Here is a 25,700-nt window from a genome sequence, read left to right on the forward strand (position 1 = left end):
TCGTCAGGCGGCCCATTCCCAGGGCCGGGTGAAGGTGCCCAGCAGGGCGCCCACGGCGGCGTCATCCGCGTCCCCGGTGCGTTCCAGCCGGGCGGTCAGGCCGCGTTTCTTGTCGTCCACGACGTCCAGCACCCGGGCGGGCACGCCGGCCTCGGCCAGGGCGGCATCGTAGATCCGCTTGATTGCCATCTTGCGCAGGTCGGGCTTGAAGATCTTGCCCACGGCGGTCTTCGGCAGTTCCGGCATGATCTCGACATGCTTGGGATAGGCCGCGCGTTCGTGGATATGAGAGCGGGCGTGCTCTGTCAGCTCTTCGGCCGTGACCTTGGCGCCTTCGACCAGTTCGACATAGACGCAGGGCACCTCGCCCGCATGGGCGTCGGGCTGGCCGATGGCACCGGCAAAGGCCACCGCCGGGTGGGCCAGCATGGCATCCTCGATCTCGGCCGGGTCGATGTTGTGGCCGCCGCGGATGATCAGGTCCTTGGCGCGCCCGGTGATCCAGAGATAGCCATCGCTGTCGATCCGGCCCAGGTCGCCGGTGCGCAGGTAAAGCCGGTTGGAGTCGGGCCGGGAGTGGTAGAGATCGCGGTTCTTGATTTCTTCGGTATAGGTCGAATTCTCGTTCACCCCGGGGTTCGAGACGCAGATTTCGCCCACCTCGTCAGGCGCACATTCGCGCGGGCCGTCGGGCGTGTGGTCGAAAATGCGCACGTCGGTATAGGGGAAGGGCACCCCGACGGAGCCGATCTTCTTTTCCCCGTCGACCGGGTTGCACGAGACAAGGCAGGTCGCCTCGGTCAGCCCGTAGCCCTCGACAATGGTCACGCCGGTGGCGCGTTCGAAGCGGTGGAACAGCTCTTGCGGCAGGGGCGCCGAGCCCGAGAACGAGGTTTTCACCGTCGAGACATCGGCATCCACCGGCCGCTGCATCAGGGCCGAGATCGCCGTGGGCACGGTGATGATGAAGGTGATCTTCCACCGCTCGCAGAGCTTCCAGAAATTCGCGATCACCCCGTCGCCGCGATAGCCCGCCGGGGTCGGGAAGACCACATGCGCGCCCGAGGCCACCATCGCCATCAGGATCACATGGCAGGCAAAGACATGGAACAGGGGCAGGGGGCAGATGACATTGTCATTCTCGGAAAACAGCAGCTCATGCCCCACCCAGGCATTGTAGATGATGCCGGAATATTTGTGCTGCGCGACCTTGGGCATGCCCGTGGTGCCGCCAGTGTGGAAATAGGCCGCCACCCGGTCGCCGGTGCTGTCGGCAAAGGCGAGCGTCTTGGGCTGGCGCGCGATCTCGGCGTCGAATTCCCGCACATCGGCGTGGTGCTTGACCGTGACCTTGGGCCGGACCAGCGGCACGATCCAGCTTTTCGGCGGGGTGAGGTAGCGGTTCAGGTCGACCTCGAGCACGGTCTTGACACCGGGCGCATGGCGCACCGCCTCGGCCGTCTTCTGGGCCACGTCGGTCTTGGGGAAACCGCGCAGGGTGACGACGACCTTGGCATTGGTCTCGCGCAGGATGGCGCCGATCTGTTCCGGCTCCAGCAGCGGGTTGATCGGGTTGACGATCCCCGCGATGGCCCCGCCCAGCAGGGTCAGCACGGTTTCGGTGGCATTGGGCATGATCATGGCGACCACATCGGTTTCGCCCACGCCCAGGCTGCGGAACAGGTTGGCGGTCTGGCAGACCTTGCCGTGCAGGTCGCCCCAGGTCAGCGTCTCGGCCTTGTCGGTCGCGCCGGACAGCAGTTGAAAGCTGCTGGCGTTATGCGCCGGGAACCGCTCGGCGGTCCGCGACAGGAGTCCGTAGAGCGTGGCGGGCAGGCCCCGATCCTCCCACGACATCTGTTGTTCCAAGGCAAGCGCGTCCTGTCGCCCGGCAAATGTCATGGTTTTTCCTCCCCTTGAACCATGCGGGATCGATGTCCCGGTCCCGGTCAGGATGGGCAGCATGGATCTGAAACGCAAGTGTTACGCGGCGTTGACACCCGGCGGGGCGGCCATAGCATGGCGCCGTGCAGGGGGGAGGGATCCATGTCGGACACAGAGCGGAACAAGGCGCGGGTGATCGCCTTTTACGACATGATGTTCAACGACTGCCGCCCGCGCGAGGCCGTGGCCGCCTATGTCGGGGACAGCTACATCCAGCACAATCCGCATGTCGAAACCGGACCGCAGGGGTTCATCGAGTATTTCGAGCGGATGGCGCGCGACTATCCGGGCAAACGTGTCGAGATCAAGCGCGCGGTGGCCGAGGGCGATCTGGTTGTCCTGCACTGCCACCAGATCTGGCCCGGCAGCGACGATTATGCCGGAATGGATATCTTTCGCCTGGATGAGGCCGGGCGGATCGTCGAACACTGGGATGTGCTGCAGGTCATGCCGGCGGACAGCCGCAATGCCAACGGCATGTTCTGACGCGCGGTCGCGGAGGGGAAAGGGGGGCTCTGGAGCGGGTAGCGGGAATCGAACCCGCACGACTAGCTTGGAAGGCTAGGGCGCTACCATTACACCATACCCGCCCGAGTGCTCAGGGCATATGCGAAGCCCCGGTGGCGGTCAAGTGGATGCCCCGGCTTTCGCGATGTTCAACGCCATGTTCACCGCCAGCGCCATATCCTGCACGCTGACCCATTCCAGCGGCCCGTGGATCTCTTGCATCCCGGTAAAGACATTTGGCGTGGGCACCCCCATCTCGGTCAGGCGCGAGCCGTCGGTGCCGCCGCGGATCGCGACGGAGTTCGGCTCCAGCCCCAGCTCGCGGCAGGCCGAGCGGGCGAGCTCCACCGGGGTCATGTCGTCTTCCAGCCAGTAGCGCATGTTGCGGTACTGGGGCGCGATCGTGCAGTCGATCCGCGCCTGCGGCTCGCCCGCCGCCACGACGGCGCAGACCCGTTCCAGCAGCGCGCCCTTGGCCGCCAGCCCGTCGCGTTCGAAATCGCGCAGGATGAAACGGATCTCGGCCTCGGCGGCGCTGCCGCGCATGTCGGTGACATGGATGAAGCCCTCGCGTCCCTCGGTGGTTTCTGGGGTCAAGGTCTGCTGGGGCAGGGTGTCGATCACCTTGGCGGCCAGATGCAGGGCGTTGACCAGCTTGCCCTTGGCCCAGCCCGGATGGGCCGCGACGCCGGTGATCCTGACCACCGCGCCATCGGCCGAGAAGCTTTCGTATTCGATTTCGCCCGGTTTCGAACCGTCGAAGGTATAGGCGAAGTCGGCGCCGAAATCCTTGGGCAGGCGGGGGTCGACGCCGCGGCCGATTTCCTCGTCCGGGGTAAAGGCGATGCGGATCGGCCCGTGCGGGATGTCGGGATTGGCCAGCAGGTGGCGGGCCGCCGTCATGATGATCGCCACGCCCGCCTTGTCGTCGGCGCCCAGCAGGGTGGTGCCGCTGGCGGTGATGATGTCCTCGCCCAGCTTCTCGCCCAGATAGGGCGAGGTCTCGGGCGACAGTCTCAGCTCGGGCGCGTCGGCAAAGGTGATGTCGCCGCCGTTGTAGCTGCGGTGCACCACCGGCTTGACCCCGGTGGCATTGTAGGCGGGCGCTGTGTCGACATGGGCCAGCATGCCGATGGTCGGGCCCTCGGCGGTGCCGGGCAGGGTGGCCAGCACGACGCCATAGTCGGTGATCCGCACGTCCGAGGCGCCGATCTCGGTCAGTTCGCTTTCCAGCATCCGCAGTAGGTCATACTGGATCTCGGTGCTGGGCGAGGTCGGGCTGTCGGGATCGCTCTGCGTGTCGACGGCGCAATAGCGCACCAGCCGCTGTTCCAATTCGGTGTCGAAATCGCTGCGCATCGGGGCCTCCGTTCGGTTTGACCGGATCTGTCTGCCGCGCGGGCCGGGCTGTCAAGAGCCGGGCAGGGGCCGGGCCGGGCAGGGGCCCTGACATGAACACGGCGCCCCGGGGGGCGCCGTGTCAGAACTCATCGGGTGTGCGGCCCCGTCAGTCCATCATCAGCGAGGGCAGCCAGAGCGACAGGCCCTGATTGTAGATCAACGCCCACATGATGAAGAATTCGCAGACCAGGAACCAGCCGACACCCTTGAAGATCGTGGCCAGGGGCACGGCGTCGCCCACCACGTTCTTCACGATGTACACGTTTAGCCCGACAGGGGGCGTAAGCAGGCCGATCTCGATCATCTTGACCACGATCACGCCGATCCAGATCAGGTTCACGTCCAGCGCCTCGAAGGCGGGCAGGAAAACCGGCAGCGTCAGCAGCATCACGCCCAGCGGGTCCAGGAACATGCCGAGGATCAGGTAGATCACGGCCAGGGCGATCACCAGTTCGATTTCGCCCAGGTTCATGTCCGACACCAGGTTGGCGATATAGGTCGGCACCCCGGCCAGCGCCAGGAACCGGGTCAGCAGCACCGCGCCGATGGCCAGGAAGAACAGCGACGAGGTGGTCCGCAGCGCGTCCATCACCGATTCCTTGATCACCTCGAAGGTGGCGCGCCCCTGTGCCAGCCCGATGACCAGGGCGAAGAGGGCGCCTAGCGCGCCGGCCTCGGTCGGGGTGGCGATACCGGCGTAGATCGACCCGATGACACCAAGGACCAGCAGCGGCAGGGGCCAGACGTCGCGCAGCACAATCATCCGGTCGCGCCAGGTCACGGTCATCTGCACCCGGGGCGCCAGCTCGGGCCAGATCGTGCAGCGGCCGACGATCATGATCGTATAGGCGCCCGCGGTCAGAAGCCCGGGGATCAGGCCCGCCATCAGCAGGCGGCCCACCGATTGTTCGGTGAAGAAGCCGTAGATGACGAAGGCGATCGAGGGCGGGATCAGCGCGCCCAGCGTGCCCGACGCGGCCACCGTGCCCGTGGCCAGCGACTTGTCATAGCCGTATTTCAGCATCTCGGGGATGGCGAGGCGGCCAACCGCGGCCGAGGTCGCGACCGACGACCCCGAGGCCGCGGCAAAGCCCGCCGCGGTGAAGTTCGTCGCCACCGCCAGCCCGCCCGGCAATCCGTTCAGCCAGACCCGCGCCGCGGCGTAGAGGCTGGAGGTCAGCCCGGTCTTGTAGGCGATGGCGCCCATCAGCAGGAACATCGGAATGGCCGACAGTTCCCAGCTGGAGGCGAATTCATGCGGCAGCGAACCGACCATCGCGAAGGCCGCGCGCTCGTTGCGCACGATGATGATCCCGACCAGCGAGACCGAACCGAGCGCAAAGGCGATTGGCACCCGCGCGGCGAGCAGCACGAGGATCGCACCGACGCCCATGAAGCCGATAGTAAGAGAGTCCATCTTGTTTTTCCCTGTCCGTCGGGCGCTCTGGCGAGCGGACCCGCGACTTGTCAGTCTGGTTGTCGGGTCAGTCGGCCGAGCCGCCGCCCCTGCCCACGCCGATGGCCCCGTCATCCGATTTCGGGGATCCCATGGCACGGTCCGCATCCGCGACAACCGTCTCGATCGCCGATTTCAGGCTGCGGTCCGGCAGGATGCGCTCGCCCTTCGACATGAAGACGAAGTTGTCGATGGCGTAGAGCGTCAGGTAGACCGTCGCGAGGAAGGTCCCCAGCGGGAAGAACCAGCGCGCGCCCCAGACCGGGATGTCGAAGGTGGCGGTTTCCCAGACTTCGCCGATCTCGGTCTGATGCAGGGCTTCCTCGAAGCCCTGAAAGCACAGGATCCCGGCATAGACGGCGCCCAGGACACAGCCGAACACCTTGACCCCGGCCAGCTTGCGCGGGGCGAGGTGCTGGGTGAACAGTTCGACCTCAAGGTGTTCGTGATCGCGGGTCACGGCCCCCAGGGGCAGCCAGACCAGGGCGACCATGTAATAGGCCGACACCAGCTCCAGGGTAGAGGGGATGGGTTTGTGAAGGATGTATTTCGCAGCAACGTCCAGCGAGACCTGGGTCATCATCAGCACGATGATGAGCCCCCCGATCATGGCGATGAAGCCGGAAATGCGACTGGCGACGGATTCGATCGCTCGCATGGTCTTTGTCCTGTTCGATGAAGGGACCGGGGGCCGGCCTCGCCTGCGCGGACCGGCCCCCCTGTAAGCATCAGATCTTCGAGAAGATCTCGTCGTTCAGAGCCTTTTCATAGGCTGCCTTGTCGTTGCCCACCTTGGCCACGATGCCCGTCCACTTGTCGACCAGGCCCATGAAAGTGGTCACGACCTCTTCGGCGTCGTCGATGCCGTCGGCCTTGCCGGCCTCGATGGTTTCCTGAACGGTCAGGCTCTGCTGTTCCTTCCATGCGTCCTTGAACGCCTGGTCGGATTCCTCGACCGTGCCGCCGTTTGCGGCCAGCCATTCCATCGCCGTCTCGTTGTCGCTGACATAGGCCCACATGATCTCGGCCACGTTATGCGCCATGTTGTCCCGGAACGCGGCCCGCTCTTCGTCGGTCAGGTCGTTCCAGACGTCCAGGTTGACGGCAAAGTTCATCGTGCCGAAATACGACCCCACCGCGTTGGACCAGACGCCCTTGGCAAAGTCCTTGAGGTTGTAGGTGTTCAGCCAGGCGGTCGCGCCGACGACGCAGTCGATCTGGCCGCGCTGCATGGCCTCGTACATTTCGGCCGTGGTGATCGAAACGGGCGATGCCCCGATGGCCAGCATCGACCGGCCCACGCCCGAGGTGGCGCGGATCTTGCGGCCCTGCAGATCGGCCAGGCCCTTGATCGGTTCCTTGCAGATCACGTGATAGGCGCCGGTGGCCGACCAGGACAGGCCGATCACGTTGTTCCTTTCGCGCTCGGCGATACAGTCGGGGCAATGCAGCAGCTGCATCTCGTTCATGGCGGCGGCCATGACCTTGGGGTCATCCCCAATGGCGATCATCGACGAAAGCAGGGACGACACCGGCAGCGAGGATTTCACGTAGATGTCGACAACGCTGGCGGCATCGAGGATCCCGCTTTTCACGTTGCCCAGCAGTTCCTTGGGCCCGCCCATGGCGCCACCGGTGAAGGTCTCGAAGGTGAGCTCGCCCTTGGTCTGCTCGGTGATGCGTTTCATCGTCGGAACGACGCCGTTCACATAGGTCGTGTGGGTCGGCGAGGTGTAGCTGCCATAGGTCAGTTCGATGGCCGAGGCCCCGGTGGCGGCAAATGCAGTGGTTGTCGCAATGGCAAGTGCCAGCGGCGTGATGCGAGACTTCATCAGTTTCCTCCCTTGGAAGTCGTATGTGGCGAGAGCCCTTTGGCCGCTTCTGTCGGCGGCGCGGTGGCTCCAAGGCTCCATCTCCTTGAAACCTTAACGCCGAGACTATGATTTGACCTGCCGGTAAGCAAGAGATTTCATGAAGCATCCCATGCCTGTGATTCCGGCCTGGCAGGCCAGTGCGGACGGGCGGCAGCGCCCGCCCGCCGGCGCCCTGTCAGAGCTTGTCGAAGATCTCGCGATCCAGCGCCGCCTTGAACGCTTCCTTGTCGTTGCCGATCTCGGCCACGATATCGGTCCATTTGTCGACCAGCCCGTGGAAGGTGTCGATCAGCTCTTCGGCATTGTCGATGCCCTGGTCCTTGCCGGACTGGATGGTGAAGGCGTATTCTTCCTTCCGGGCGGTTTCGACCGCGTCCACAAAGGCCTGATCGGCATGCAGAACCTCGCCGCCAAGCGCCTTCAGATCGCGGATGCCGGTCTCGTGGTCGTCGTCATAGGCAAACAGGGTATCGACCACGGATTGCGAGATATTGCTGCGGATCGCGGCCCGCTGGCTGTCGCTCAGATCGCCCCAGACATCCAGGTTGACCGCAAACAGCATGGTCCCGAAATACGACCCAAGGCTGTCCTCGACGATGTAGCGGGAAAAGTCCTTGAGGTTGTAGGTGGTCAGCCAGGCCGCGGCCCCGGCCACGCAGTCGACCTGTCCGCGCTGCATCGCCTCGTACATCTCGGCGGTGGTGATGGACACGGCCGTGGCCCCCATCGACTGCATTGCCCGGCCCATGCCGGATGTCGCGCGGATCTTCAGGCCCTTGAGCTCGTCCAGCGTGTTGATCGGCTCCTTGCAGATCAGGTGATAGGTCCCTGTCGCCGTCCAGCCCAGGCCGATCACATTGGCCTTGGTGCGGTCTTCCTCGCAGCTGGGACAGTGCAGCAGCTGCATCTCGTTCATCGCCGCCGACATCACCTTGGGGTTCTTGCCCAGGATCAGCATCGAGGACATCAGCGCCGAATGCGGCAGCTGCGCCTTGACGTAGATGTCCACGACGCTGGTGGTGTCGATGATCCCGCTGCCGGCATTGCCCAGCAGTTCCTTAGGCCCGCCCATCGAACCGCCGGTAAAGGCCTCGAAGGTGATTTCCCCGTTGGTGTCGCGCGTGATGCGGTCCAGCAGCGGCCCGGTCCCGGTCCGGAATGTCGTTTGGGTGGGTGAGGTATAGGTGCCGTAGGTCAGTTCCAGCGCCCGGGATGGCCCGGCCGCAACACCCAATAGCGAAAGGGCAGCGCCCAAGAGCGCGGCTGTATGGTATTTCATCTTGTCCTCCTTCGGCTCCCTCCCGGAGCCGACATTGCAGCGCAAAAGGCGCCGCAACTCCCTGAAAACTCCGCTTTGTGCGGATGTTGTCATGAAAGGCTATGACGGCCCCCGGAGTCTGGCAAGCGATTCCACGGAGAAAGGGTATGCCATTTTACATACGGGTCGGAGCGCCCCCGCGCGGCCCTGCTGCACACAGGATGACAAAATGGGTGGTGCAGGCATTTCCCTTCTGGCAAGGTGGATTTCAGGGCATTAAGGTTTTCCTTGATTGATCCATAATATGGCCGGAATTGGCCGCTACCCCTGTCGCGTGAGCAGAGCGACCGAGTGAATGAAAAGACTGAGAAATCACTGGATCGGTGTGGATCAGGGTGAAAACATCCTGTTCTCCGATTTCGAGGATGGCGGCCAGATGTGGACCGGCATTGGCCCGCGTGAGCGGCGCCAACGCGTCAAGTTCTCGGAATCCTTCCGCGCCCCGCCGTCCGTGCATTGCTCGCTGTCGATGTGGGACATGGACAGCGGCACCAATCTGCGTGCCGATGTGACCGCCGAAAAGATCGCCGATGACGGGTTCGACCTGGTGTTCAAGACCTGGGGCGACTCGCGTATCGCGCGTGCCCGCGTCCGGTGGATGGCCATCGGCGAGCTGCGCCACGCCGACGAATGGGATCTCTACTGATCAGCCGTGGGCAGGGGCCAGCCGGGCCGTGCCCGCGCCAGCGCCTCGTCCGGCGGTTCGGGCCAGTCCGGCGTCACGGTCGCGCCGTCCACCCGCACCTCGGCTGCCACATTGTCCAGAACGACAGGCACATCGAACAGCGTCAGCACCGGGCGCGCGCCGAACCGCCCCTGCATCCAGTCCGCCCAGCCACCATCGAACCAGGCCAGCGCATCCTCGCGCGTGGCGAATTCGTAGACCCCGCCGCCGCCCTGTTCGGAATTCAGGTAATACTTGCGCCGCAGCCCCGGAACCGCCCGAAAGAACCGGGCCGACACCAGCGATTGCGCCGCCACCGCGTCATGGTCGCGTTTGGGGCCGGACAGAGGGATCTGCACCAGCGCCAGGATCATCGCTTGAAGTAGCCCTCGTAGATCGGCTCCAGCGTCTCGGTCTCGAACAGGGACGACACCGACGTGCCGTTCCAGATGTTCAGGATCGCCTGGGCGAACATCGGCGCGGTCGGCACGATGCGGATGTTGGTTGCGGCCTTCACCGGATCGGTGGCCTCGATCGAGTCGGTGATCACCAGCGTCTTCATCACCGATTTGGTGATCCGCTCGACCGCCGGGCCCGACAGCACGCCATGCGAGATATAGGAATGCACCTCGGTCGCGCCGTTTTCGATCAGCACCTCGGCCGCCTTGCAGAGCGTGCCGGCTGTGTCGCAGATGTCGTCCACGATGATGCAGGTCTTGCCCGAGACATCGCCGATCACGGTCATCTCGGCCACTTCGCCCGGCTTCTCGCGCCGCTTGTCGACAATCGCGAGCGGCGCGTTGATCCGCTTGGCCAGTTCGCGCGCCCGCGCCACGCCGCCCACGTCGGGCGAGACGATCATCAGGTCGTCCATCCGCTCGGCGAACTGCTCGCGGATATCCAGCGCAAAGATCGGGCTGGCATAGAGGTTGTCCACCGGGATGTCGAAAAAGCCCTGAATCTGCGCCGCGTGCAGATCCATCGTCAGGACCCGGGCGATGCCGGCCTCGACCAGCATGTTGGCCACCAGCTTGGCGCTGATCGGGGTCCGCGCCTTGGTCCGCCGGTCCTGCCGGGCATAGCCGAAATAGGGGATCACCGCCGTGACCCGCTGGGCCGAGGAGCGCCGCAGCCCGTCGGCCATGATCAGCAGCTCCATCAGGTTGTCATTCGCGGGGTTCGAGGTGCTCTGGATGATGAACATGTCCTCGCCGCGGACATTCTCGAACACTTCGACGAAGATTTCCCCGTCGTTGAACCGTTCGACCCGCGCGTCGACCAGCCCGACGTTCATGCCGCGATGCATGGACATCCTGCGCGCAATGGCCGAGGCGAGCGGCAGGTTGGAATTCCCGGCGATAAGCTTGGGTTCGACGATCGTGGCCATGCAGTGGCGCCTCCGACAGTGACGGAATCGTGACGTTGACACCGCTTATCACCCCGATACGGTCTTGCAAACTCGCGAACCCAAGGGAATCCCGGTCATGGCACATATCGACTACTACTTCGTGACGATTTCGCCCTGGGCCTATCTCGCAGGCAACCGGCTGGAGGAGATCGCCGCCCGCCACGGCGCCACCGTGACCTACAAGCCGGTCGATCTGGGCAAGGTCTTTGCCGCGACCGGCGGGCTGCCCCTGAACCAGCGCCCCGAGGCGCGCCGCGCCTACCGCCTGCAGGAGCTGGCCCGCGCCAGGGCCAAGACCGGCCTGCCGCTGACCATCCACCCGGCGCATTTTCCGACCAATCCCGCGCCCTCCGCCTATGCGATCATCGCGGCACAGGCGGCGGGAGGAGAGACCGGCAAGCTGGTGCAATCCTTCCTGGCCGCCTGCTGGGCCGAGGACAGGGACATCGCCGAGGATGCGGTGATCCGCGATTGCCTCGCCGCCGCCGGGTTCGATCCCGCGCTGGCCGACAGCGGCCTGCTGGCCGGGGCCGAAACCTATGCCGCCAATACGGAAGAGGCGATTGCACGCGGCGTCTTCGGCTCGCCCTTCTACGTGGTCGACACCGGCCAGATGTTCTGGGGCCAGGACCGGCTCGACGATCTCGACGCGCACCTGGCCGGAAGGCTCTGATGCCCGAGGACATGGCCGGGGGCCTGCGCTGCTGGTGGTCCGAAACCGGGCAGGGGCCCGAGCGCGCCCTGATGATCCATTGCTCGCTGGCCCATTCCGGCGTCTGGGCGGGCCTGGCGGACCGGCTGGGCGATCTGCTCACCATGCGCGCCTTCGACCTGCCGGGCCATGGCAGGTCGGGCGACTGGGACGGGGTCAGCCACTACCAGACCGTCGCGCGGGACATGGCGCTCGACCTGATGGATGCCGATGCACCGATGCACCTGATCGGCCATTCCTTCGGCGGCACCGTCGCCCTGCGCATCGCGGTGGAACAGCCGCAGCGGGTGAAAAGCCTCGTCCTGATCGAACCGGTCTGCTTCGGCGCCGCCTTCCTGGACGATCCCGATGCCCGGGACCGGGTCGCGGTGCAACGCCCGGAATATACCGCCGCCCTTGCCGCGGGGGATTTCGAAACCGCCGCCCGCTGGTTTGTCGAGGACTGGGGCGTGGGGCGCAAATGGGACGAGCTGCGCCCCGGGCAGCGGGCCGAGATGGTGCGCAAGATGCCGATGATCTCGGGCATCCGCGACGTGAATTACGGCGATGCTGGCGGCATTCTCCGGCCCGGCGCGCTGGACGGCATTTCCGCGCCCGTGCTCCTGATCGAAGGGGCCGGCAGCCCCGCGATCATCGACAAGACCAACGCCGCCCTCGCGCGCCGCATCCCGGCCTGCGACCGCAGCGTCATCCCCGGCGCCAGCCACATGGCCCCGATCACCCATCCCGCCGAAACCGCCGCCGAAATCCGCGCCTTCCTCACCCGGCATGCCCGGGCCTGACCCGGGCCCGCCTCAGCACAGACGCCCGCGACAGGGGCACCGCCCGGCCCCTTCCTCTGGCCTGAAATATCCTCGGGGGGTGAATTGGCCGCAGGCCAAGAGGGGGGCAGACAGCCCCCCTTGCCCCGCCCGCAGCCCGGGCTGCGGGCCCCGTTTCACCCCGGCCCGGCGGCCTCAGCCCCGGGCAATCCCGACAAACCGGTCCACCGCGCTTTCGGGCAGCGACCAGTCGCAGACCATGCGCGACAGCAGCGGCCCGCCCTCGCGCTCCACCTCGCTGTCGGGCACGCCCCAGAGGTGGTATTCGGCGCCTGCGGCAAACAGGCGGCGGTGCATCTCGCGCGGCAGCCGCGCAAAGAGCGCATTGGCCTGCGGGTCATGCAGGAAGCTCACGCCGTCCAGCCCGCGCAGCCCGTCGGCGAGCCGTGCGCAGCGGCTGTTGGCTGTCCGCGCGCAGTCGAGCCACAGCCCGTCCTCCAGATAGGCCTCCATCTGCGCCGACAGGTAGCGGTGTTTCGAAAACAGATGCGCCCCCCGTTTGCGGCGCAGCTCGAACTCCCAGGCCCGGGCCGGGTCGAAGAAGATCACCGCCTCGACCCCCAGGCAGCCGTTCTTGGTCCCGCCCAGCGACAGGGCATCGACCCCCGCGCGCCAGGTCATGTCGGCGGGCGTGCAGTTGAGCGCGGCCAGCGCATTGGCAAAGCGCGCCCCGTCCAGATAGACCGGCAGGCCGTAGGATTTCGCCACCCCGCAGAGCGCCTCGACCTCGGCCACGGTATAGACCCGCCCCAGCTCGGTTGTCTGGGTCAACGCCACCGGGCCGCGCTGCGGCCCGTGTACGCCGCGCATCTCCTCCCCGGCGATCGAGGCCTCCAGCGCCTCGGGCGTCAGCTTGTCGCCGCTGCCCACCAGCGTCAGCTTGGCGCCGCCGGTGTAGAATTCCGGCGCGTTGCATTCGTCCTCGTGGATATGCGCCGCGGGCGCGCAAAAGATCGTCTGGAAGGGCTGCGTCAGCGTGGCCAGCGCCAGCACATTGGCGGCGGTGCCGGTGGCGACCAGGTAGACGGCGGCCTCGGGCGCCTCGAACAACTCGCGCACCGTGGCGGTGACCCGCGCCATCGCCGCATCCGCCCCGTAAGAGCCCTGCCAGCCCTCGTTCTCGCGCGTCACGGCGGCCATCACCTTGGGATGGGCCGGGCCCGCATTGTCGGAATTCATGAACATCAGGTCGGCTCCTCTATGATGTGGTCCTCCCAGTCTTCCTCGTCGATCTCGAACTCGGGCACCGTGCGCAGCTGCATCGACACCCCGGCCTCGTGCACCGACTCGGCGCTGCCCGAGATCAGCGGATGCCAGTCGAACAGCGGCTTGCCCTCCCACAGCAGACGGTAGGCGCAGGTGACCGGCATCCAGTACATGTGCTGGTCCAGGTTGCTGACCCTGAGCGTGATGCATTCCGGCACGAACTGGTGGCGGATCGGATATTGCGCGCAGCGGCAGGTGGTGTCGTCGAACAGGCGGCAGGCGACGCGGGTCAGGGCGACCTCGCCGGTTTCCTCGTCCTCCAGCTTGTTCAGGCAGCATTTTCCGCAGCCGTCGCAGAGGGCTTCCCATTCCTTCTGCGTCATCTTGGCAAGCGGCACGGTGTCCCAGTACCGCGGGCGCAGGCCGGTGCGGTCGATGGGATCGCTCATGCCGCGGCCAGGATCGCGCGGGCGCGCGCGCAATCGGCATCCATCTGCGCGATCAGCCCGTCCAGCCCGTCGAATGTCATCTCGGGGCGCAGATAATCGACCAGCGCCACCGACAGCGGCGTGCCGTAGAGATCGCCGCTGAAATCGAACAGGAAGGTTTCCAGGTTCGGCACCTCGCCGTTGAACTGCGGCCGCATGCCCAGCGAGGCGGCGCCGTGATAGTGGCCCTTGAACTGCCCCTCCAGCACCTCGACCAGCACGGCATAGACGCCGAATTTCGGCTGATGCAGCCCCGCGATCGACATATTGGCCGTGGGAAAGCCCAGATCGCGCCCGCGCTGATCGCCGGTGACCACCGGCCCCTCGATCCGGTGCCAGTGGCCCAGCATGGCGGCGGCATCGCGGGGGCGGCCCTCGGACAGGGCCTCGCGGATCGCGGTGGATGAGACGCGGATGCCGTCCCCCTCCACCAGCCGGGCGACGGTGACGCCGAAGCCCAGTTCGGCGCCAAAGGCCTGCAGCGTGGCGGTGTTTCCGGCGCGGCCCTTGCCGAACTGGAAATCCTCGCCCACCACCACATGGCGCAGGCCCAGCCCGCCGACCAGCACGTCGCGGGCAAAGTCTTCGGGCGTCAGCGCCGCAAGCGCGCGGTTGAAGTTCAGCTCATAGAGCTTTTCGACACCGATCTTCTGCAGCCGGTGCGCCCGGGCGTCCGGCCCGGTCAGGCGGAACGGCGCGGCATCGGGGGCGAAGAGCTGGCGGGGATGCGGTTCGAAGGTCACGGCCCCCAGCGGGGCGCCGATCTCTGCTCCGGCCTTGCGCGCCAGGTCGATCACCGCCTGGTGGCCAAGGTGCACGCCATCGAAATTCCCGATCGCGGCGCTGGCGCCACGGTCGGCCTGAGACACGTATCTGTAATCCCGGATGATCCGCATGGCGAAGGGTTATCGCCGCCCCGCGCCGGGCGCAAGCGGGGAAGGGCCAGCCGCCGCCGGCCAGGGCGCGTGCCGCATCGCAGCAGGCCCGGGAACGCCAGGGACTTCAGCGGCTTGCCGGGCAAAGCTCGGGTTGTGCGGGTTCAGTCGAACTTGCGCGACGGCGCCAGCACGGTGGCCTCGCCGATCATCACCTTCTTGCCGTCGACGGTGCAGCGGCAATCCAGCTGCACGCGGCGTTTGGCGTGGTCGATGCCGATCACCTCGACCTCGGCCGTGACCATGTCGCCGGGGCGCACGGGGGCCAGGAATTTCAGCGTCTGGCCCATGTAGACGGTGCCGTGGCCGGGCAGCTGCTCGCCGATGACGGCCGAGACCAGCCCGGCGGTCAGCATCCCGTGGGCGATGCGCCCCTCGAAGATGGTGTCCTGCGCATAGGCATCGTCCAGATGCACGGGGTTCCGGTCGGTCGAGACCTCGGCGAAGAGTTCGATGTCGCGATCCGTCACCACTTTGCGCAGGTGGCGGGTCATGCCCATCTCGATATCCTCGATGCAGATCGTTCCGCGGGGGAAATTGTCCAACATCCGGTACTCCTGGATCATCTCCGCCCCGGCATCGGGACGGTAATTTTCAAACGCATCAGCGCCCGGGTGGGTAACTTTATTACTTTGCGGGCGCAGAAATGCAACCCCCAATTGGTATTACCTCAATTTGCCGATAGCATGGGTGGGCTGTGTCTTTTCCTTGTCAAGAAAGGCGTTTAGCGCCGTTTCTTCGGGTTGGGTGACGGTGCGTGTTTCCGCCGCAGCCAGCCCGCCGGTGATGAACAGGGAATCGTAATCCTCGCCAACCGCGCCCAGGATATCGGTCGCGATCCCGTCGCCGATGCAAAGGATCCGCTCCTTCGGCACGTCGCGGCCAAGCGCGGCAAGCCGCAGGCGGGCCAGGTCGTAGATCGGCGGATGCGGCTTGCCGAAATACAGGCTCTCGCCCCCCATCTCGGTATAAAGCCGCGCCACCGCGCCGGCGCACCATTCCCGGCTCTCGCCCCGGTCGACCACGATATCGGGATTGGCGCAGAGCAGTTTCAGCCCCTTCTGCTTGGCATACAGCAGTTCCGGCCGCAGCACCGAGGGGTCGGCGAAGGGATCGAAGGGCCCGGTGCAGACGATGCCCTCGGCCTCCTCCAGCGGGACGGCCTCGACGTGCAGGGGGTGTTCCAGCACTTTCAGCGGCTCGAAAAACGCCGTGTCGCGGCTTTCCCCGATGAAGAAGACCTTTTGCCCCACGGCCCCCTGGAACATGGCCGAGCGCGCGCTGTCGCCCGAGGTGGCGATGGTGTCCCAGGCATCTTCGGGCACGCCAAAGATCACCAGCTGCTTTTCCACGCCGCGCCGCGCGCGGGGGGAATTGGTGACCAGCACCACCACGCCGCCCCGGGCGCGATAGGCCTGCAGGGCGGCCACGGCTTCGGGCAGGGCCTTCACCCCGTCGTGCACGCAGCCCCAGAGGTCGACAAACAGGGCGTCGTACTGGGCGGAAATCTCGGAAAGGGCGGTGATGATGCGGGTCATGGGGGCCTGCGCTGTGGCTGCGGTCTGACGCCGGGCACCCGGCGCGGGGCCTTGATGGCGCAATCCGGCGTGGGAGGCCAGCCCGAAGGCGGAAAAGAAAAGGGCGCCCCGCGGCGCCCTTGTGTCGATCCGTATCCGGCAGCGATCAGACCTTGAGCGCCGGGATGATCTGCTTCTTGCGCGACATGACGCCGGGCAGCACAACCGCGTCACCCGACACCGTGGCGCCAAAGCTCTTTTCGGCCACGGTCTTCACCAGGTCGTTGGGCACCAGCAGGGTCGCTTCCTCGTTCAGGATGTCGACGACAAACAGCAGCACCTGATCGCAGCCGTCCTCGGCCGCCACGCTGGTCATCGTCTCCATCAGCGAGGCCTTGCGGTCCAGCACGATCTTGGGCGCGGTGGTTTCCAGCACCGAGACGCGGAACTTGGTGCCGTCGACGGCATATTCCTTGCTGTCCATGCGCAGCAGTTCGGCATCCGAGAATTCGGACACGTCCGATTTCGCCTCGAACATTTCCGAGGCATAGGCCGACAGGTCGATGCCCAGCTCGCCGGCCAGCTTTTCGGCCAGGGTCTTGTCCTGCTCGGTCGTGGTGGGCGAGCGGAATTCCAGCGTGTCGGACAGGATGCACGACAGCATCAGGCCCTTGATCGTGTCGGTCATCTTGGCGTCGTTCGGGCCCATCAGGTTGTGCATGATGGTCGCGGTGCAGGCCAGCGGCTTGATGGTGATGTCGATCGGGCCCTTGGTTTCCAGCCCGCCGGTCAGCTTGTGGTGGTCGATGATCTGGATCACCTCGGCGTCGTTGATCGAGGCGGGCAGCTCGGCCGGGTTGTTGGTGTCCACGATGACGACCTTGTCGTCGGCGGTGACGTCGCTGATGATCTCGGGCATGTCGCAGCCCCATTTCTTCAGCACGAAGGCCGCTTCGGTATTGGGCTGGCCCAGCAGTTTCGCCTCGGCCGGCTGGCCGCGCACCTCGCTCAGATACCAGGCCCAGATCAGCGGAGAGCCGGTGGAGTCGGTGTCGGGGGATTTGTGGCCGAAAACCTTGATCGTCATGTAAACTGTCCGTCGGTTGGAGGTGAGTTCGGCGCTTTATAGAAAGGCCGCCAGCCCTTGTCACCCGCCCGAAAGGGAGGAGAGCGCAATGGCGACAATCAGACCCAGCATAGCGGCACTGCGGGTGCCCCACGCTCTGCCCTGCAGGCCCGGGGAAAGGCGCCGGCGGCGCAAGGGCAGGGATCGCGCCCGCCACGTCCCCGCGCGGGGGCTGTTGCGGTGCCCGGTGCCGGGGTTAGACTGCGCCAAAAGGGTAGAAGGGCAGGGCAGGTGCGCGAAACCGAACTCTACGGGCCGGTCAAGGCATGGCTGCAGGCGCGCGGCTTCGAGGTGAAGGGAGAGGTCGGCGCCGCTGACGTGATGGCCCTGCACCCCGAGGCCCCCGACGAGCCGGTGCTGATCGAGCTCAAGACCGGCTTTACCCTGTCGCTGCTGCATCAGGGCATTGCCCGGCAGGCGGTGACCGACTGGGTCTATCTCGCCGTGCCCCGCCCGGCCCGCAGCCGGCGCGGCACCCCGCCCGAGGTGACGCTCTGCCGCCGCCTGGGGCTGGGGCTGATCCATGTCCGCCTGCGTGACGGCCATGTCGAGGTGCTTTGCGATCCCGGCCCCTATGCGCCGCGCAAGTCCAGGGCGCGCCGCACGCGGCTGCTGCGGGAATGGGCCCGGCGGCGGGGCGATCCGAATGACGGCGGGGCCACGCGGTTCGGCATCGTCACCTCGTACCGGCAGGATGCGGTGGCCTGTGCCCGGGTGCTGGCCGCGCGCGGTGCGCTGCGCGGGGCCGAGGTCGCGCGCGAAACCGGCATTGCCCATGCCACCCGCCTGCTGCGCGACGATCATTACGGCTGGTTCGAAAGGGTCGGGCGCGGGGTCTATGCGCTTACCGCCGCCGGGCGCCAGGGCCTGGCGGACTGGGCCGACGCGCTGGACCCTGAGTGAGGGCGCGCGCGCCTCTCAGGCGGCGGCGGGCAGCGCGTCCAGAGGGGTCTGCTGGTGCTGCACCAGCCGCCAGCCGTCGCCGGTCCGCGCCCAGGTCGAACTGCACATCGCCCGGTAGGGCGCATCGCCATCCCTGAGCGCCGAGGCGGTGTAGCACAGCACCGCCAGGCCGTCGGTGCGGGCCAGGTGGCGGCTGTCCATCGCGACCTGCTGCCAGCGGGGCGCATCCTTCAGGCTGTCGAGGATCGCCTCGCCCTCCAGCACGCCGGTTCCGGGAAAAGACATCAGGCAGGCCGGTGCCAGGCGGTTGCGCAGGGCGTCGGTTCCCCCGGTCCAGAGCAGTTCCTCGATGTCCCATAATTTGGTGTCGTCGGTCATGACAGGGTCCTCCGGTGTCACCTGACAGACGCACAGGCAGGGCGCCGGGTTCCACCGGCGCCGCTCAATCGCGCATGATGCGTGCGTCGCTGCCGGATCTGGCGGGCAGGGGCCGGGCCGGTTCATCGGCCGAGGCCATATGCGCCGCATGCCCGCCGGCATCGGCCATCGCGCCCATGGCCTGCAGGCAGTCGGGCAGGTGCCCGGACAGGACGACGCGCCAGTTCACCTTCATGTCGGGCTGGGTCTGGCGCGCGATGTCCAGCAGGGTCGTGGCGATGGTCTGTGTCAGGCTGCTGTAAAACGCCGGACGCTCGGCCAGTTCCTGCGCGAGATCGACATAGGACATGAATACCTCGCGCCGCTGTTCGTGTGACAGTGTCAGCGTCTGGCTATGCATGGCATCCCCCAGCCGGCTGGACCAGGCACGCAGGATGTCCTGATCGGTCGCCGCGATCAGCACCACCTCGAACTGGCGGAACAGGGCGCCGATGGGGCTGTAGGTCTCATCCGCCTCGCGCCGCACCTGCACCGAAAACACCACGGTGCGGCCATCGTCAAAGCCGAAGCGGACAAGATGCCGGGCGATGTCCGGCCCGTCGGTATCGGCCGAGATCAGCTCGACCGTCGAAAGCGCCGCAAGGTCGTAGCCGTGGCTTTCCCAGCGTTCCATCACCGGTCCGGCGCGGTCGAAGTTGCGGACATTGTCCAGCAGCACCTCGTCGCCATTCACCCGGGCCGTGACGCCATGCGCCACCTCGGGGGCCCAGTCCCGCGCGTCGGACGGCTGGATCGAGCCATACCAGCCCGCCGCCGTCAGCCCCATGATGGCCAGCGCCGACCAGCCCAGCTGGCTGCCGCGGAATTTCAGCACCAGCGCCGAAACCGTCGCGGCGGCCACAACGGCCCAGCAGATGTAAAGCGGCACGCCCTCCTGATGGACCGAAAAGGCGACGGCGCACCATCCGGCCAGGGTTGCGGTCGCCAGGAAAAAGGCGATCTGCCTGGCCCTTCGGCCGAGGCGGGCAAGGCGCGCGGAGGTGTCGCGGCCGCTGTTTTTAATCGAATTCTCTGCAGTCGTGCCGGCCGTCATCGAATGGCCTCCATAATGCTGACTTTGCGAGGGAAAGGATAACCGGGAAATCGGTAACGACAGGCCTGCGCCGAAACATGGCGCAGGGTCGGCGGTCAGACCCTGACCCGGTGCCGCCGCGCCGCGGTGTGGGATCTGACCGGGCCGATCTGGCGGCGAGAGGAGTCCTGCAAGGCAGCATGTGCCGGAGACGCGGCGCGGATCGTGATGTGGCGTGTCATGGTGTCTGTCCTTAACGTGTCGGGGCCTCGCCGCTTTGCGGTCTTAGGCTTCCGTCTACCCATTGTTAGCCTACAAAGGGTTTCGGGCGGCGTTGGGTTCGATTTGTGACGAAACAGGGGGCATATTTTGCGGCAAGGCGAGCGGCATTCTCCCCTGAGTTGCGCGCTGTGCCGCCCGTGCCTGCGATGCGGAATGCGTGGCCGTCTGCCGGCGATGTGCGGAACGCGGTCCCGCCGGTCCGGGGCGGGGCCGGGCCACTGTCCGCCGGTACCGCAAAACCGGCGGAGATTTTTGCCAGGGATCGCTTGACTCGGCTTCGACACCTCCCTAGCTATGCGCCGTTAGCACTCGACACTAACGAGTGATAACGGCCGCCGGCCAGATTAGGTCCCGGGGGCCGTAGGGAGTAACTTTGAGCCAAGGAGCCTCAGAGATGGCATTCAAACCTCTGCATGACCGCGTTCTCGTGCGTCGCGTCGAAAGCGAAGAGAAAACCAAAGGCGGTCTGATCATCCCCGACAGCGCAAAGGAAAAGCCGGCAGAAGGCGAAGTGATCGCCTGCGGTGACGGCGCGCGCAAGGACAGCGGTGAGCTGATCGACATGGCAGTGAAGCCGGGCGACCGGATCCTGTTCGGCAAATGGTCCGGCACCGAAGTCACCGTCGACGGTGAAGAGCTGCTGATCATGAAAGAAAGCGACATCCTGGGCGTCATCACGGATTCGGCAGCCGCCAAGGCCGCCTGAATCCCCCGGATCGTCTGATAGTAACCAATTAGTCAGGAGCTGATCATGGCAAAAGAAGTCAAGTTCAATACCGACGCACGCAATCGCATGCTCAAAGGTGTGAACATCCTCGCCGATGCAGTGAAAGTGACCCTCGGCCCGAAAGGCCGTAACGTGGTCCTCGACAAGTCCTTCGGCGCCCCGCGCATCACCAAGGACGGTGTCTCGGTCGCCAAGGAAATCGAACTGGAAGACAAGTTCGAGAACATGGGCGCCCAGATGGTGAAGGAAGTCGCTTCCCGCACCAACGACGAGGCCGGCGACGGCACCACCACCGCGACGGTTCTGGCCCAGGCCATCGTCAAGGAAGGCATGAAGGCGGTTGCCGCCGGCATGAACCCGATGGATCTGAAGCGCGGCATCGACCTGGCCACCTCCAAGGTCGTCGCAGCGATCAAGGCAGCCGCCCGTGACGTGACCGACAGCGACGAAGTCGCCCAGGTCGGCACCATCTCGGCCAACGGCGAGGCCAACATCGGCCGCATGATCGCCGACGCCATGCAGAAGGTCGGCAACGAGGGTGTCATCACCGTCGAAGAGAACAAGGGCATGGAAACCGAAGTGGATGTCGTCGAAGGCATGCAGTTCGACCGTGGCTACCTGTCGCCCTACTTCGTGACCAACCCCGACAAGATGGTTGCCGAGCTGGAAGACTGCATGATCCTGCTGCACGAGAAGAAACTCTCGTCGCTGCAGCCGATGGTGCCGCTGCTCGAGTCGGTCATCCAGTCGCAGAAGCCGCTGCTGATCATCGCCGAGGACGTCGAGGGCGAAGCCCTGGCAACCCTGGTAGTCAACAAGCTGCGCGGCGGTCTGAAGATCGCAGCCGTCAAGGCACCGGGCTTCGGCGATCGCCGCAAGGCCATGCTGCAGGACATCGCGATCCTGACCGGCGGCCAGGTGATCTCGGAAGACCTGGGCATGAAGCTGGAAAACGTCACCGTCGACATGCTGGGTTCGGCCAAGAAGGTCACCATCACGAAAGACGAGACCACCGTTGTTGACGGTGCTGGCGACAAGGCAGAGATCGAGGCGCGCGTCGCCCAGATCAACACCCAGATCCAGGAAACCACCTCGGATTACGACCGTGAGAAGCTGCAGGAACGCGTTGCCAAACTGGCAGGCGGCGTTGCAGTCATCCGCGTCGGCGGCATGACCGAAACCGAAGTGAAAGAGCGCAAGGACCGTGTCGATGACGCGCTGAACGCGACCCGCGCGGCCGTTCAGGAAGGCATCGTCGTCGGTGGCGGCGTGGCCCTGATCCAGGGTGCCAAGACGCTGGAAGGCCTGACGGGCGTGAACAGCGACCAGAACGCCGGTATCGCCATCGTGCGCCGCGCGCTCGAGGCACCGCTGCGCCAGATCGCCGAGAACGCAGGCGTCGACGGTTCCGTCGTGGCCGGCAAGATCCGCGAATCCGAAGACCTGAAATTCGGCTTCAACGCGCAGACCGAAGAATATGGCGACATGTTCAAATTCGGCGTGATCGACCCCGCCAAAGTGGTGCGGACCGCTCTCGAGGATGCAGCCTCGATCGCCGGCCTGCTGATCACCACCGAAGCCATGGTTGCCGACAAGCCCGAGCCGAAAGGCCAGGGCGGCGGCGGCGGCATGCCCGACATGGGCGGCATGGGCGGCATGATGTAATCTGCCGATCCAATTCGGATCAAAGGAAGGGGGCCCTCGTGGCCCCCTTTCTGCATCCTTGGGGATTATCCCTTGGAACCAAGGCCTTGATTGCGCATTTTCCGTGCAGGCCGGCGCAAATCCGCTGCCGACCGGTGCCGCGCCGCGGCATTTCGCGGGCATGCGGGCCCGGGCTGAGCTAGCTTGCATCCCAGGCCCGGACTGCAAGATCCGGCAGAGCGGGACGGCTGGACATTTGGAATGCTATTGAGATTTGTACTTCCCGAGGATCGCACCGCGATTTCGGAGCTTTTGATCGGCGCTTTTCCCTCGGATGCGGAATCCGTGCTGGTCTGCGATCTGCGCAATTCCGGCGACATGATGGTCGAGCTGGTGGCGGTCGAGGCGAAGGGCATCGTCGGCTATATCGGCTTTGCCCGCCACTATCGCCCGAATGGCTGGTTCTGCCTCTCGCCGCTGGCGGTGGAAAAGAAGCACCGCAACCGGGGCATCGGCTCGGAGCTGGTGCGCTATGGTTTGGATTACGCCCGCCGGGCCAAGGCGCAGGCGATCACCGTGCTGGGCGACACGCGCTATTACCGCCGCTTCGGCTTTACCCACAAGGCGGCCGAGAACCTGACCTCGCCCTTTCCCGAAGAACATACGATGCTCTACCCCATCGCCGCCGGCACCGCCGGGACCAGGGCGCATCTGATCTATCCCGACGCCTTCATGCGGTTCTGAGCCTTCCCCGGCGCGCGCGGGGGCGCTAAGCCGGGGCATGGCACGACTGTTTTCCATCTCTCGCTTTCATGGCCCGGCCCCGGCTGCCGGGCGTTTCCGCCGTCCGGGCGCCGGATGAGCGGGGGGTTCCACATCACCGGCGCCCAGGTCCTGCGCCCCGAGGGGCTGGCCGAGGGCCCGCTGGGCATCGCGGGCGGCCGGATCGTGGACGGGATGCCGGGCCGGGCGCTGGCGCTCGACGGGCTGATGGTCCTGCCCGGTATCGTCGACATCCACGGCGACGGGTTCGAACGCCACCTTGCCCCCCGGCGCGGGGCGGTGCGCGACCTGGGCCGGGGCCTGATCGCGGCCGAGGCCGAGCTGGCGGCAAACGGGATCACCACTGCCGTCCTTGCCCAGTTCTGGAGCTGGGAAGGCGGGATGCGCAGCCCCGATTTCGCGCTTGCGATGCTGGAGGCGCTGGCCGGGGTCCGCCCCCGTGTCGCAACCGCGCTGCTGGCGCAATTGCGGTTCGAAACCCACCTGCTGGGGGATTACGACCGGTTCGCCGGCACGGTCGAACGCCACGGCGTGCCCTATGTCGTCTTCAACGACCACGTGCCCCATGCCGCGCTGGCGGCCGGCAAGCGCCCGCCGCGGCTGACCGGGCAGGCGCTGAAAAGCGGCCGCAGCCCCGAGGCGCATCTGGACCTGCTGCGCGCCCTGCATGCCCGCACGGACGAGGTGCCCGCGGCCCTGGCCACCCTGGCCGGGCGGCTGGCGGGGCAGGGGGTGCTGCTTGGCAGCCATGACGATCCCGACGCGCTGAGCCGCGCCCGTTGGGCGGCGCTTGGCGCGCGGGTCGCGGAATTTCCCACCAGCCTTGCCGCCGCGCGCGCCTCCGAGGGCGCGCCCGTGGTGATGGGGGCACCCAATGTGCTGCGTGGCGGGTCGCATTCCGACGGGGTCGATGCGCGCGAGGTGGTGATGGCCGGGCTCTGCACCGCGCTGGCCTCGGATTACCACTACCCGGCCCCGCGCCTGGCCGCGCTGTCGCTGGCCGCCGGGATCGGGATCGAACGGGCCTGGGCGCTGGTCTCTTCCGGGCCCGCCGGGGTGCTGGGGCTGACCGACCGCGGGCGGCTGGAGCCGGGCGCATGGGCGGACCTGGTGGTGATCGACCCGGCGGACGGACGTGTCGGCCTGACCGTCGCGGGCGGGCGGGTCAGCTACATGTCCGGCCCGGTGGCAGAGGTCGTGCTGGACGGATCGGGCGGGTAGGGGACCCGGCGCAAGGCCGGGTCACCGGGCCGGGTTGTGCGGTTGCAAACTTGGGGTTTTAGATGCCGCGCCGGAGGGAAAGAACGAGGCAAGGCCGGGTCACCGGGCCGGGCGGGGCGGTTGCAGGTTTGGGAATTGAGGTGCCACGCCGGAGGGGAATGGCGGGGCAAGGACCCGGCGCGGGGGCCGGGTCGCCGGACCGGGCGGGTTTCGACCCGGGCGCGCGGACGCAGGGGTCAGCCCTGCCGGGTCTGCACGATGTTCGCATGGCCCATCTTGCGGCCCGGGCGGCTTTCGGCCTTGCCGTAGAGGTGCAGCGCCGTCATCGGGTCGCGGGCAAGGGCGGGGACGCGGTCCATGTCGTCGCCGATCAGGTTCTCCATCACCACGTCGCTGTGCCGGGCGCCGTCGCCCAGGGGCCAGCCGGCCACGGCGCGGACATGCTGTTCGAACTGGTCCACCGTGCAGCCGTTCTGCGTCCAGTGGCCGGAATTATGGACCCGCGGCGCGATCTCGTTCACCACCAGCCCCTGCGGCGTGACGAAGAGCTCGACCCCCAGCACGCCGACATAGTCCAGCGCGTTCAGGATGCGCGAGGCGAGCAGGATCGCATCGGTCCGCAGGCTGGCGGGGACCTGCGCCGGCACGGTGGTGCGGCGCAGGATGCCGCCTTCGTGCAGGTTCTGGCCCGGGTCGAAACAGGCGACCGAGCCATCGGTGCCGCGCGCCGCGATGACCGAGATCTCGCAGCTGAAATCGACAAATCCCTCCAGCACGGCCGGGGCGCCCCGCATGTCGGCCAGCGCGGCCTCGGCATCCGCCGGGGCGTTCAGCCGCGCCTGTCCCTTGCCGTCATAGCCGAAACGCCGGGTCTTGAGGATCGCCGGTGTGCCGATGGCGGCGACGGCGGCCTGCATCGAGGCGGCGTCATCCACCGCGGCATAGGGGGCGGTGGTCAGGCCCAGCGAGGTCAGGAAATCCTTTTCCGTCACCCGGTCCTGGCTGACGCGCAGCGCCTCGCGCCCCGGGCGGATCGGGCGCAGGGTTTCCAGCAGGTCCAGCGCCGAGGTCGGGATGTTCTCGAATTCATAGGTGATCACGTCGACCGAGGCGGCAAAGGCCCTCAGCGCGGTCTCGTCCTCGTAGGGGGCGGTGGTGCAGGCATGGGCCACATCGGCGGCGGGGGCATTGGCGCCCGGCTCGTAGATGTGGCAGCGCAGGCCAAGGCGCGAGGCGGCGGCCGAGAGCATGCGGCCCAGCTGGCCGCCGCCCAGGATGCCGATGGTGCGGATCTCGGTCATGGGCGGGCTCCT

26 protein-coding genes and 1 tRNA gene are annotated in these 25,700 nt (G+C 66.6%); 9 read left to right on the forward strand and 18 right to left on the reverse strand.

The window, feature by feature from the left end:
* Nucleotides 1–3: 3 nt before the first annotated feature.
* Nucleotides 4–1,902, reverse strand: a complete 1,899-nt coding sequence (locus GLS40_RS07115; RefSeq protein WP_160382049.1) for an acyl-CoA synthetase — start codon at nt 1,900–1,902, stop codon at nt 4–6.
* Between the two features lie 144 nt (nt 1,903–2,046).
* On the opposite strand from GLS40_RS07115, the gene GLS40_RS07120 reads away from it, so the two are divergent.
* On the forward strand, nt 2,047–2,430 hold the full coding sequence (locus GLS40_RS07120) for a nuclear transport factor 2 family protein (protein ID WP_160382050.1): 384 nt from the start codon (nt 2,047–2,049) through the stop codon (nt 2,428–2,430).
* A 30-nt stretch (nt 2,431–2,460) separates the two neighbouring features.
* On the opposite strand, the gene GLS40_RS07125 is transcribed toward GLS40_RS07120, so the two are convergent.
* The 6 genes from GLS40_RS07125 to GLS40_RS07150 all read right to left on the reverse strand — a co-directional run bounded on the left by GLS40_RS07125 (nt 2,461) and on the right by GLS40_RS07150 (nt 8,461).
* Nucleotides 2,461–2,534, reverse strand: a tRNA-Gly gene (locus GLS40_RS07125).
* A gap of 37 nt (nt 2,535–2,571) precedes the next feature.
* Nucleotides 2,572–3,810, reverse strand: coding sequence for a peptidase T (pepT, locus tag GLS40_RS07130; RefSeq protein WP_160382051.1), 1,239 nt, complete (start codon nt 3,808–3,810; stop codon nt 2,572–2,574).
* A 148-nt stretch (nt 3,811–3,958) separates the two neighbouring features.
* On the reverse strand, nt 3,959–5,269 hold the full coding sequence (locus GLS40_RS07135) for a TRAP transporter large permease (protein ID WP_160382052.1): 1,311 nt from the start codon (nt 5,267–5,269) through the stop codon (nt 3,959–3,961).
* Nucleotides 5,270–5,336: 67 nt separating this feature from the next.
* Nucleotides 5,337–5,966: a TRAP transporter small permease gene (locus tag GLS40_RS07140; RefSeq protein WP_160382053.1), complete on the reverse strand. Its 630-nt coding sequence runs from the start codon at nt 5,964–5,966 to the stop codon at nt 5,337–5,339.
* Nucleotides 5,967–6,036: 70 nt separating this feature from the next.
* The gene (locus tag GLS40_RS07145) at nt 6,037–7,140 is read right to left on the reverse strand and encodes a C4-dicarboxylate TRAP transporter substrate-binding protein (RefSeq protein WP_160382054.1); all 1,104 of its coding nucleotides are present in this window, start codon (nt 7,138–7,140) and stop codon (nt 6,037–6,039) included.
* Nucleotides 7,141–7,357: 217 nt separating this feature from the next.
* A complete protein-coding gene (locus tag GLS40_RS07150; protein WP_160382055.1) occupies nt 7,358–8,461 on the reverse strand; it encodes a C4-dicarboxylate TRAP transporter substrate-binding protein in 1,104 nt (367 codons plus the stop codon).
* A 334-nt stretch (nt 8,462–8,795) separates the two neighbouring features.
* On the opposite strand from GLS40_RS07150, the gene GLS40_RS07155 reads away from it, so the two are divergent.
* Complete coding sequence (locus tag GLS40_RS07155) at nt 8,796–9,146, forward strand: H-type lectin domain-containing protein (protein WP_160382056.1); 351 nt, start codon at nt 8,796–8,798, stop codon at nt 9,144–9,146.
* Here GLS40_RS07155 and GLS40_RS07160 read toward each other — a convergent pair.
* Nucleotides 9,140–9,538 (reverse strand): YdhR family protein, encoded by a 399-nt coding sequence (locus GLS40_RS07160; protein ID WP_160382057.1) that lies wholly within the window; start codon nt 9,536–9,538, stop codon nt 9,140–9,142. The genes GLS40_RS07155 and GLS40_RS07160 overlap by 7 nt on opposite strands.
* On the reverse strand, nt 9,535–10,551 hold the full coding sequence (locus GLS40_RS07165; protein ID WP_160382058.1) for a ribose-phosphate pyrophosphokinase: 1,017 nt from the start codon (nt 10,549–10,551) through the stop codon (nt 9,535–9,537). Before GLS40_RS07165 ends, GLS40_RS07160 begins: the two co-directional genes overlap by 4 nt.
* 97 nt (nt 10,552–10,648) lie before the next feature.
* Between GLS40_RS07165 and GLS40_RS07170 the strand changes: the two genes are divergently transcribed.
* Together GLS40_RS07170 and GLS40_RS07175 are read left to right on the forward strand one after the other, a co-directional pair.
* Nucleotides 10,649–11,245: a 2-hydroxychromene-2-carboxylate isomerase gene (locus GLS40_RS07170; RefSeq protein ID WP_160382059.1), complete on the forward strand. Its 597-nt coding sequence runs from the start codon at nt 10,649–10,651 to the stop codon at nt 11,243–11,245.
* Nucleotides 11,245–12,066, forward strand: a complete 822-nt coding sequence (locus GLS40_RS07175) for an alpha/beta fold hydrolase (RefSeq protein ID WP_160382060.1) — start codon at nt 11,245–11,247, stop codon at nt 12,064–12,066. The genes GLS40_RS07170 and GLS40_RS07175 overlap by 1 nt, the downstream gene beginning before the upstream one ends.
* A gap of 174 nt (nt 12,067–12,240) precedes the next feature.
* On the opposite strand, the gene GLS40_RS07180 is transcribed toward GLS40_RS07175, so the two are convergent.
* From GLS40_RS07180 to GLS40_RS07205, 6 genes are all read right to left on the reverse strand, one after another.
* Nucleotides 12,241–13,290, reverse strand: a complete 1,050-nt coding sequence (locus GLS40_RS07180) for a threonine aldolase family protein (protein ID WP_160382061.1) — start codon at nt 13,288–13,290, stop codon at nt 12,241–12,243.
* Nucleotides 13,290–13,760: a YcgN family cysteine cluster protein gene (locus GLS40_RS07185; RefSeq protein WP_160382062.1), complete on the reverse strand. Its 471-nt coding sequence runs from the start codon at nt 13,758–13,760 to the stop codon at nt 13,290–13,292. Before GLS40_RS07185 ends, GLS40_RS07180 begins: the two co-directional genes overlap by 1 nt.
* On the reverse strand, nt 13,757–14,695 hold the full coding sequence (locus GLS40_RS07190) for a bifunctional riboflavin kinase/FAD synthetase (protein WP_160382063.1): 939 nt from the start codon (nt 14,693–14,695) through the stop codon (nt 13,757–13,759). Before GLS40_RS07190 ends, GLS40_RS07185 begins: the two co-directional genes overlap by 4 nt.
* A 143-nt stretch (nt 14,696–14,838) precedes the next feature.
* Complete coding sequence (locus GLS40_RS07195; protein ID WP_160382064.1) at nt 14,839–15,282, reverse strand: MaoC family dehydratase; 444 nt, start codon at nt 15,280–15,282, stop codon at nt 14,839–14,841.
* Between the two features lie 117 nt (nt 15,283–15,399).
* Nucleotides 15,400–16,272, reverse strand: a complete 873-nt coding sequence (locus GLS40_RS07200) for a TIGR01459 family HAD-type hydrolase (RefSeq protein WP_160382065.1) — start codon at nt 16,270–16,272, stop codon at nt 15,400–15,402.
* Between the two features lie 145 nt (nt 16,273–16,417).
* Nucleotides 16,418–17,338 carry a manganese-dependent inorganic pyrophosphatase gene (locus GLS40_RS07205; protein ID WP_160382066.1) on the reverse strand — a complete coding sequence of 307 codons (921 nt, stop codon included), beginning with the start codon at nt 17,336–17,338 and terminating at the stop codon, nt 16,418–16,420.
* Between the two features lie 270 nt (nt 17,339–17,608).
* On the opposite strand from GLS40_RS07205, the gene GLS40_RS07210 reads away from it, so the two are divergent.
* Nucleotides 17,609–18,280 (forward strand): DUF2161 domain-containing phosphodiesterase, encoded by a 672-nt coding sequence (locus tag GLS40_RS07210; protein WP_160382067.1) that lies wholly within the window; start codon nt 17,609–17,611, stop codon nt 18,278–18,280.
* A gap of 15 nt (nt 18,281–18,295) precedes the next feature.
* Here the strand turns inward: GLS40_RS07210 and GLS40_RS07215 are convergent, their stop codons facing one another.
* Together GLS40_RS07215 and GLS40_RS07220 are read right to left on the reverse strand one after the other, a co-directional pair.
* Nucleotides 18,296–18,658 carry a nuclear transport factor 2 family protein gene (locus tag GLS40_RS07215; RefSeq protein WP_160382068.1) on the reverse strand — a complete coding sequence of 121 codons (363 nt, stop codon included), beginning with the start codon at nt 18,656–18,658 and terminating at the stop codon, nt 18,296–18,298.
* 64 nt (nt 18,659–18,722) lie between these two features.
* Nucleotides 18,723–19,751 (reverse strand): lipoprotein N-acyltransferase Lnb domain-containing protein, encoded by a 1,029-nt coding sequence (locus tag GLS40_RS07220; RefSeq protein ID WP_160382069.1) that lies wholly within the window; start codon nt 19,749–19,751, stop codon nt 18,723–18,725.
* Between the two features lie 655 nt (nt 19,752–20,406).
* Between GLS40_RS07220 and GLS40_RS07225 the strand changes: the two genes are divergently transcribed.
* The 4 genes from GLS40_RS07225 (at nt 20,407) to GLS40_RS07240 (ending at nt 24,387) form a co-directional block, all read left to right on the forward strand.
* Nucleotides 20,407–20,718, forward strand: coding sequence for a co-chaperone GroES (locus GLS40_RS07225; RefSeq protein ID WP_160382258.1), 312 nt, complete (start codon nt 20,407–20,409; stop codon nt 20,716–20,718).
* 42 nt (nt 20,719–20,760) lie between these two features.
* Nucleotides 20,761–22,404 carry a chaperonin GroEL gene (groL, locus tag GLS40_RS07230; protein WP_160382257.1) on the forward strand — a complete coding sequence of 548 codons (1,644 nt, stop codon included), beginning with the start codon at nt 20,761–20,763 and terminating at the stop codon, nt 22,402–22,404.
* A 240-nt stretch (nt 22,405–22,644) separates the two neighbouring features.
* A complete protein-coding gene (locus GLS40_RS07235; protein ID WP_160382070.1) occupies nt 22,645–23,127 on the forward strand; it encodes a GNAT family N-acetyltransferase in 483 nt (160 codons plus the stop codon).
* 114 nt (nt 23,128–23,241) lie between these two features.
* Nucleotides 23,242–24,387 carry an alpha-D-ribose 1-methylphosphonate 5-triphosphate diphosphatase gene (locus GLS40_RS07240; RefSeq protein WP_160382071.1) on the forward strand — a complete coding sequence of 382 codons (1,146 nt, stop codon included), beginning with the start codon at nt 23,242–23,244 and terminating at the stop codon, nt 24,385–24,387.
* 236 nt (nt 24,388–24,623) lie between these two features.
* On the opposite strand, the gene GLS40_RS07245 is transcribed toward GLS40_RS07240, so the two are convergent.
* Nucleotides 24,624–25,688: a 5-(carboxyamino)imidazole ribonucleotide synthase gene (locus GLS40_RS07245; RefSeq protein ID WP_160382072.1), complete on the reverse strand. Its 1,065-nt coding sequence runs from the start codon at nt 25,686–25,688 to the stop codon at nt 24,624–24,626.
* Nucleotides 25,689–25,700: the final 12 nt, after the last annotated feature.

This window comes from Pseudooceanicola pacificus (assembly GCF_009789075.1).
Lineage (GTDB): Bacteria > Pseudomonadota > Alphaproteobacteria > Rhodobacterales > Rhodobacteraceae > Pseudooceanicola > Pseudooceanicola pacificus.

Coding starts and splice junctions, on each gene's coding strand:
- GLS40_RS07115 (WP_160382049.1), bottom strand. CDS start 1,902: ATGACATTTGCCGGGCGACAGGACGCGCTTGCCTTGGAACAACAGATG.
- GLS40_RS07120 (WP_160382050.1), top strand. CDS start 2,047: ATGTCGGACACAGAGCGGAACAAGGCGCGGGTGATCGCCTTTTACGAC.
- pepT (WP_160382051.1), bottom strand. CDS start 3,810: ATGCGCAGCGATTTCGACACCGAATTGGAACAGCGGCTGGTGCGCTAT.
- GLS40_RS07135 (WP_160382052.1), bottom strand. CDS start 5,269: ATGGACTCTCTTACTATCGGCTTCATGGGCGTCGGTGCGATCCTCGTG.
- GLS40_RS07140 (WP_160382053.1), bottom strand. CDS start 5,966: ATGCGAGCGATCGAATCCGTCGCCAGTCGCATTTCCGGCTTCATCGCC.
- GLS40_RS07145 (WP_160382054.1), bottom strand. CDS start 7,140: ATGAAGTCTCGCATCACGCCGCTGGCACTTGCCATTGCGACAACCACT.
- GLS40_RS07150 (WP_160382055.1), bottom strand. CDS start 8,461: ATGAAATACCATACAGCCGCGCTCTTGGGCGCTGCCCTTTCGCTATTG.
- GLS40_RS07155 (WP_160382056.1), top strand. CDS start 8,796: ATGAAAAGACTGAGAAATCACTGGATCGGTGTGGATCAGGGTGAAAAC.
- GLS40_RS07160 (WP_160382057.1), bottom strand. CDS start 9,538: ATGATCCTGGCGCTGGTGCAGATCCCTCTGTCCGGCCCCAAACGCGAC.
- GLS40_RS07165 (WP_160382058.1), bottom strand. CDS start 10,551: ATGGCCACGATCGTCGAACCCAAGCTTATCGCCGGGAATTCCAACCTG.
- GLS40_RS07170 (WP_160382059.1), top strand. CDS start 10,649: ATGGCACATATCGACTACTACTTCGTGACGATTTCGCCCTGGGCCTAT.
- GLS40_RS07175 (WP_160382060.1), top strand. CDS start 11,245: ATGCCCGAGGACATGGCCGGGGGCCTGCGCTGCTGGTGGTCCGAAACC.
- GLS40_RS07180 (WP_160382061.1), bottom strand. CDS start 13,290: ATGTTCATGAATTCCGACAATGCGGGCCCGGCCCATCCCAAGGTGATG.
- GLS40_RS07185 (WP_160382062.1), bottom strand. CDS start 13,760: ATGAGCGATCCCATCGACCGCACCGGCCTGCGCCCGCGGTACTGGGAC.
- GLS40_RS07190 (WP_160382063.1), bottom strand. CDS start 14,695: ATGCGGATCATCCGGGATTACAGATACGTGTCTCAGGCCGACCGTGGC.
- GLS40_RS07195 (WP_160382064.1), bottom strand. CDS start 15,282: ATGTTGGACAATTTCCCCCGCGGAACGATCTGCATCGAGGATATCGAG.
- GLS40_RS07200 (WP_160382065.1), bottom strand. CDS start 16,272: ATGACCCGCATCATCACCGCCCTTTCCGAGATTTCCGCCCAGTACGAC.
- GLS40_RS07205 (WP_160382066.1), bottom strand. CDS start 17,338: ATGACGATCAAGGTTTTCGGCCACAAATCCCCCGACACCGACTCCACC.
- GLS40_RS07215 (WP_160382068.1), bottom strand. CDS start 18,658: ATGACCGACGACACCAAATTATGGGACATCGAGGAACTGCTCTGGACC.
- GLS40_RS07220 (WP_160382069.1), bottom strand. CDS start 19,751: ATGACGGCCGGCACGACTGCAGAGAATTCGATTAAAAACAGCGGCCGC.
- GLS40_RS07225 (WP_160382258.1), top strand. CDS start 20,407: ATGGCATTCAAACCTCTGCATGACCGCGTTCTCGTGCGTCGCGTCGAA.
- GLS40_RS07235 (WP_160382070.1), top strand. CDS start 22,645: ATGCTATTGAGATTTGTACTTCCCGAGGATCGCACCGCGATTTCGGAG.
- GLS40_RS07240 (WP_160382071.1), top strand. CDS start 23,242: ATGAGCGGGGGGTTCCACATCACCGGCGCCCAGGTCCTGCGCCCCGAG.
- GLS40_RS07245 (WP_160382072.1), bottom strand. CDS start 25,688: ATGACCGAGATCCGCACCATCGGCATCCTGGGCGGCGGCCAGCTGGGC.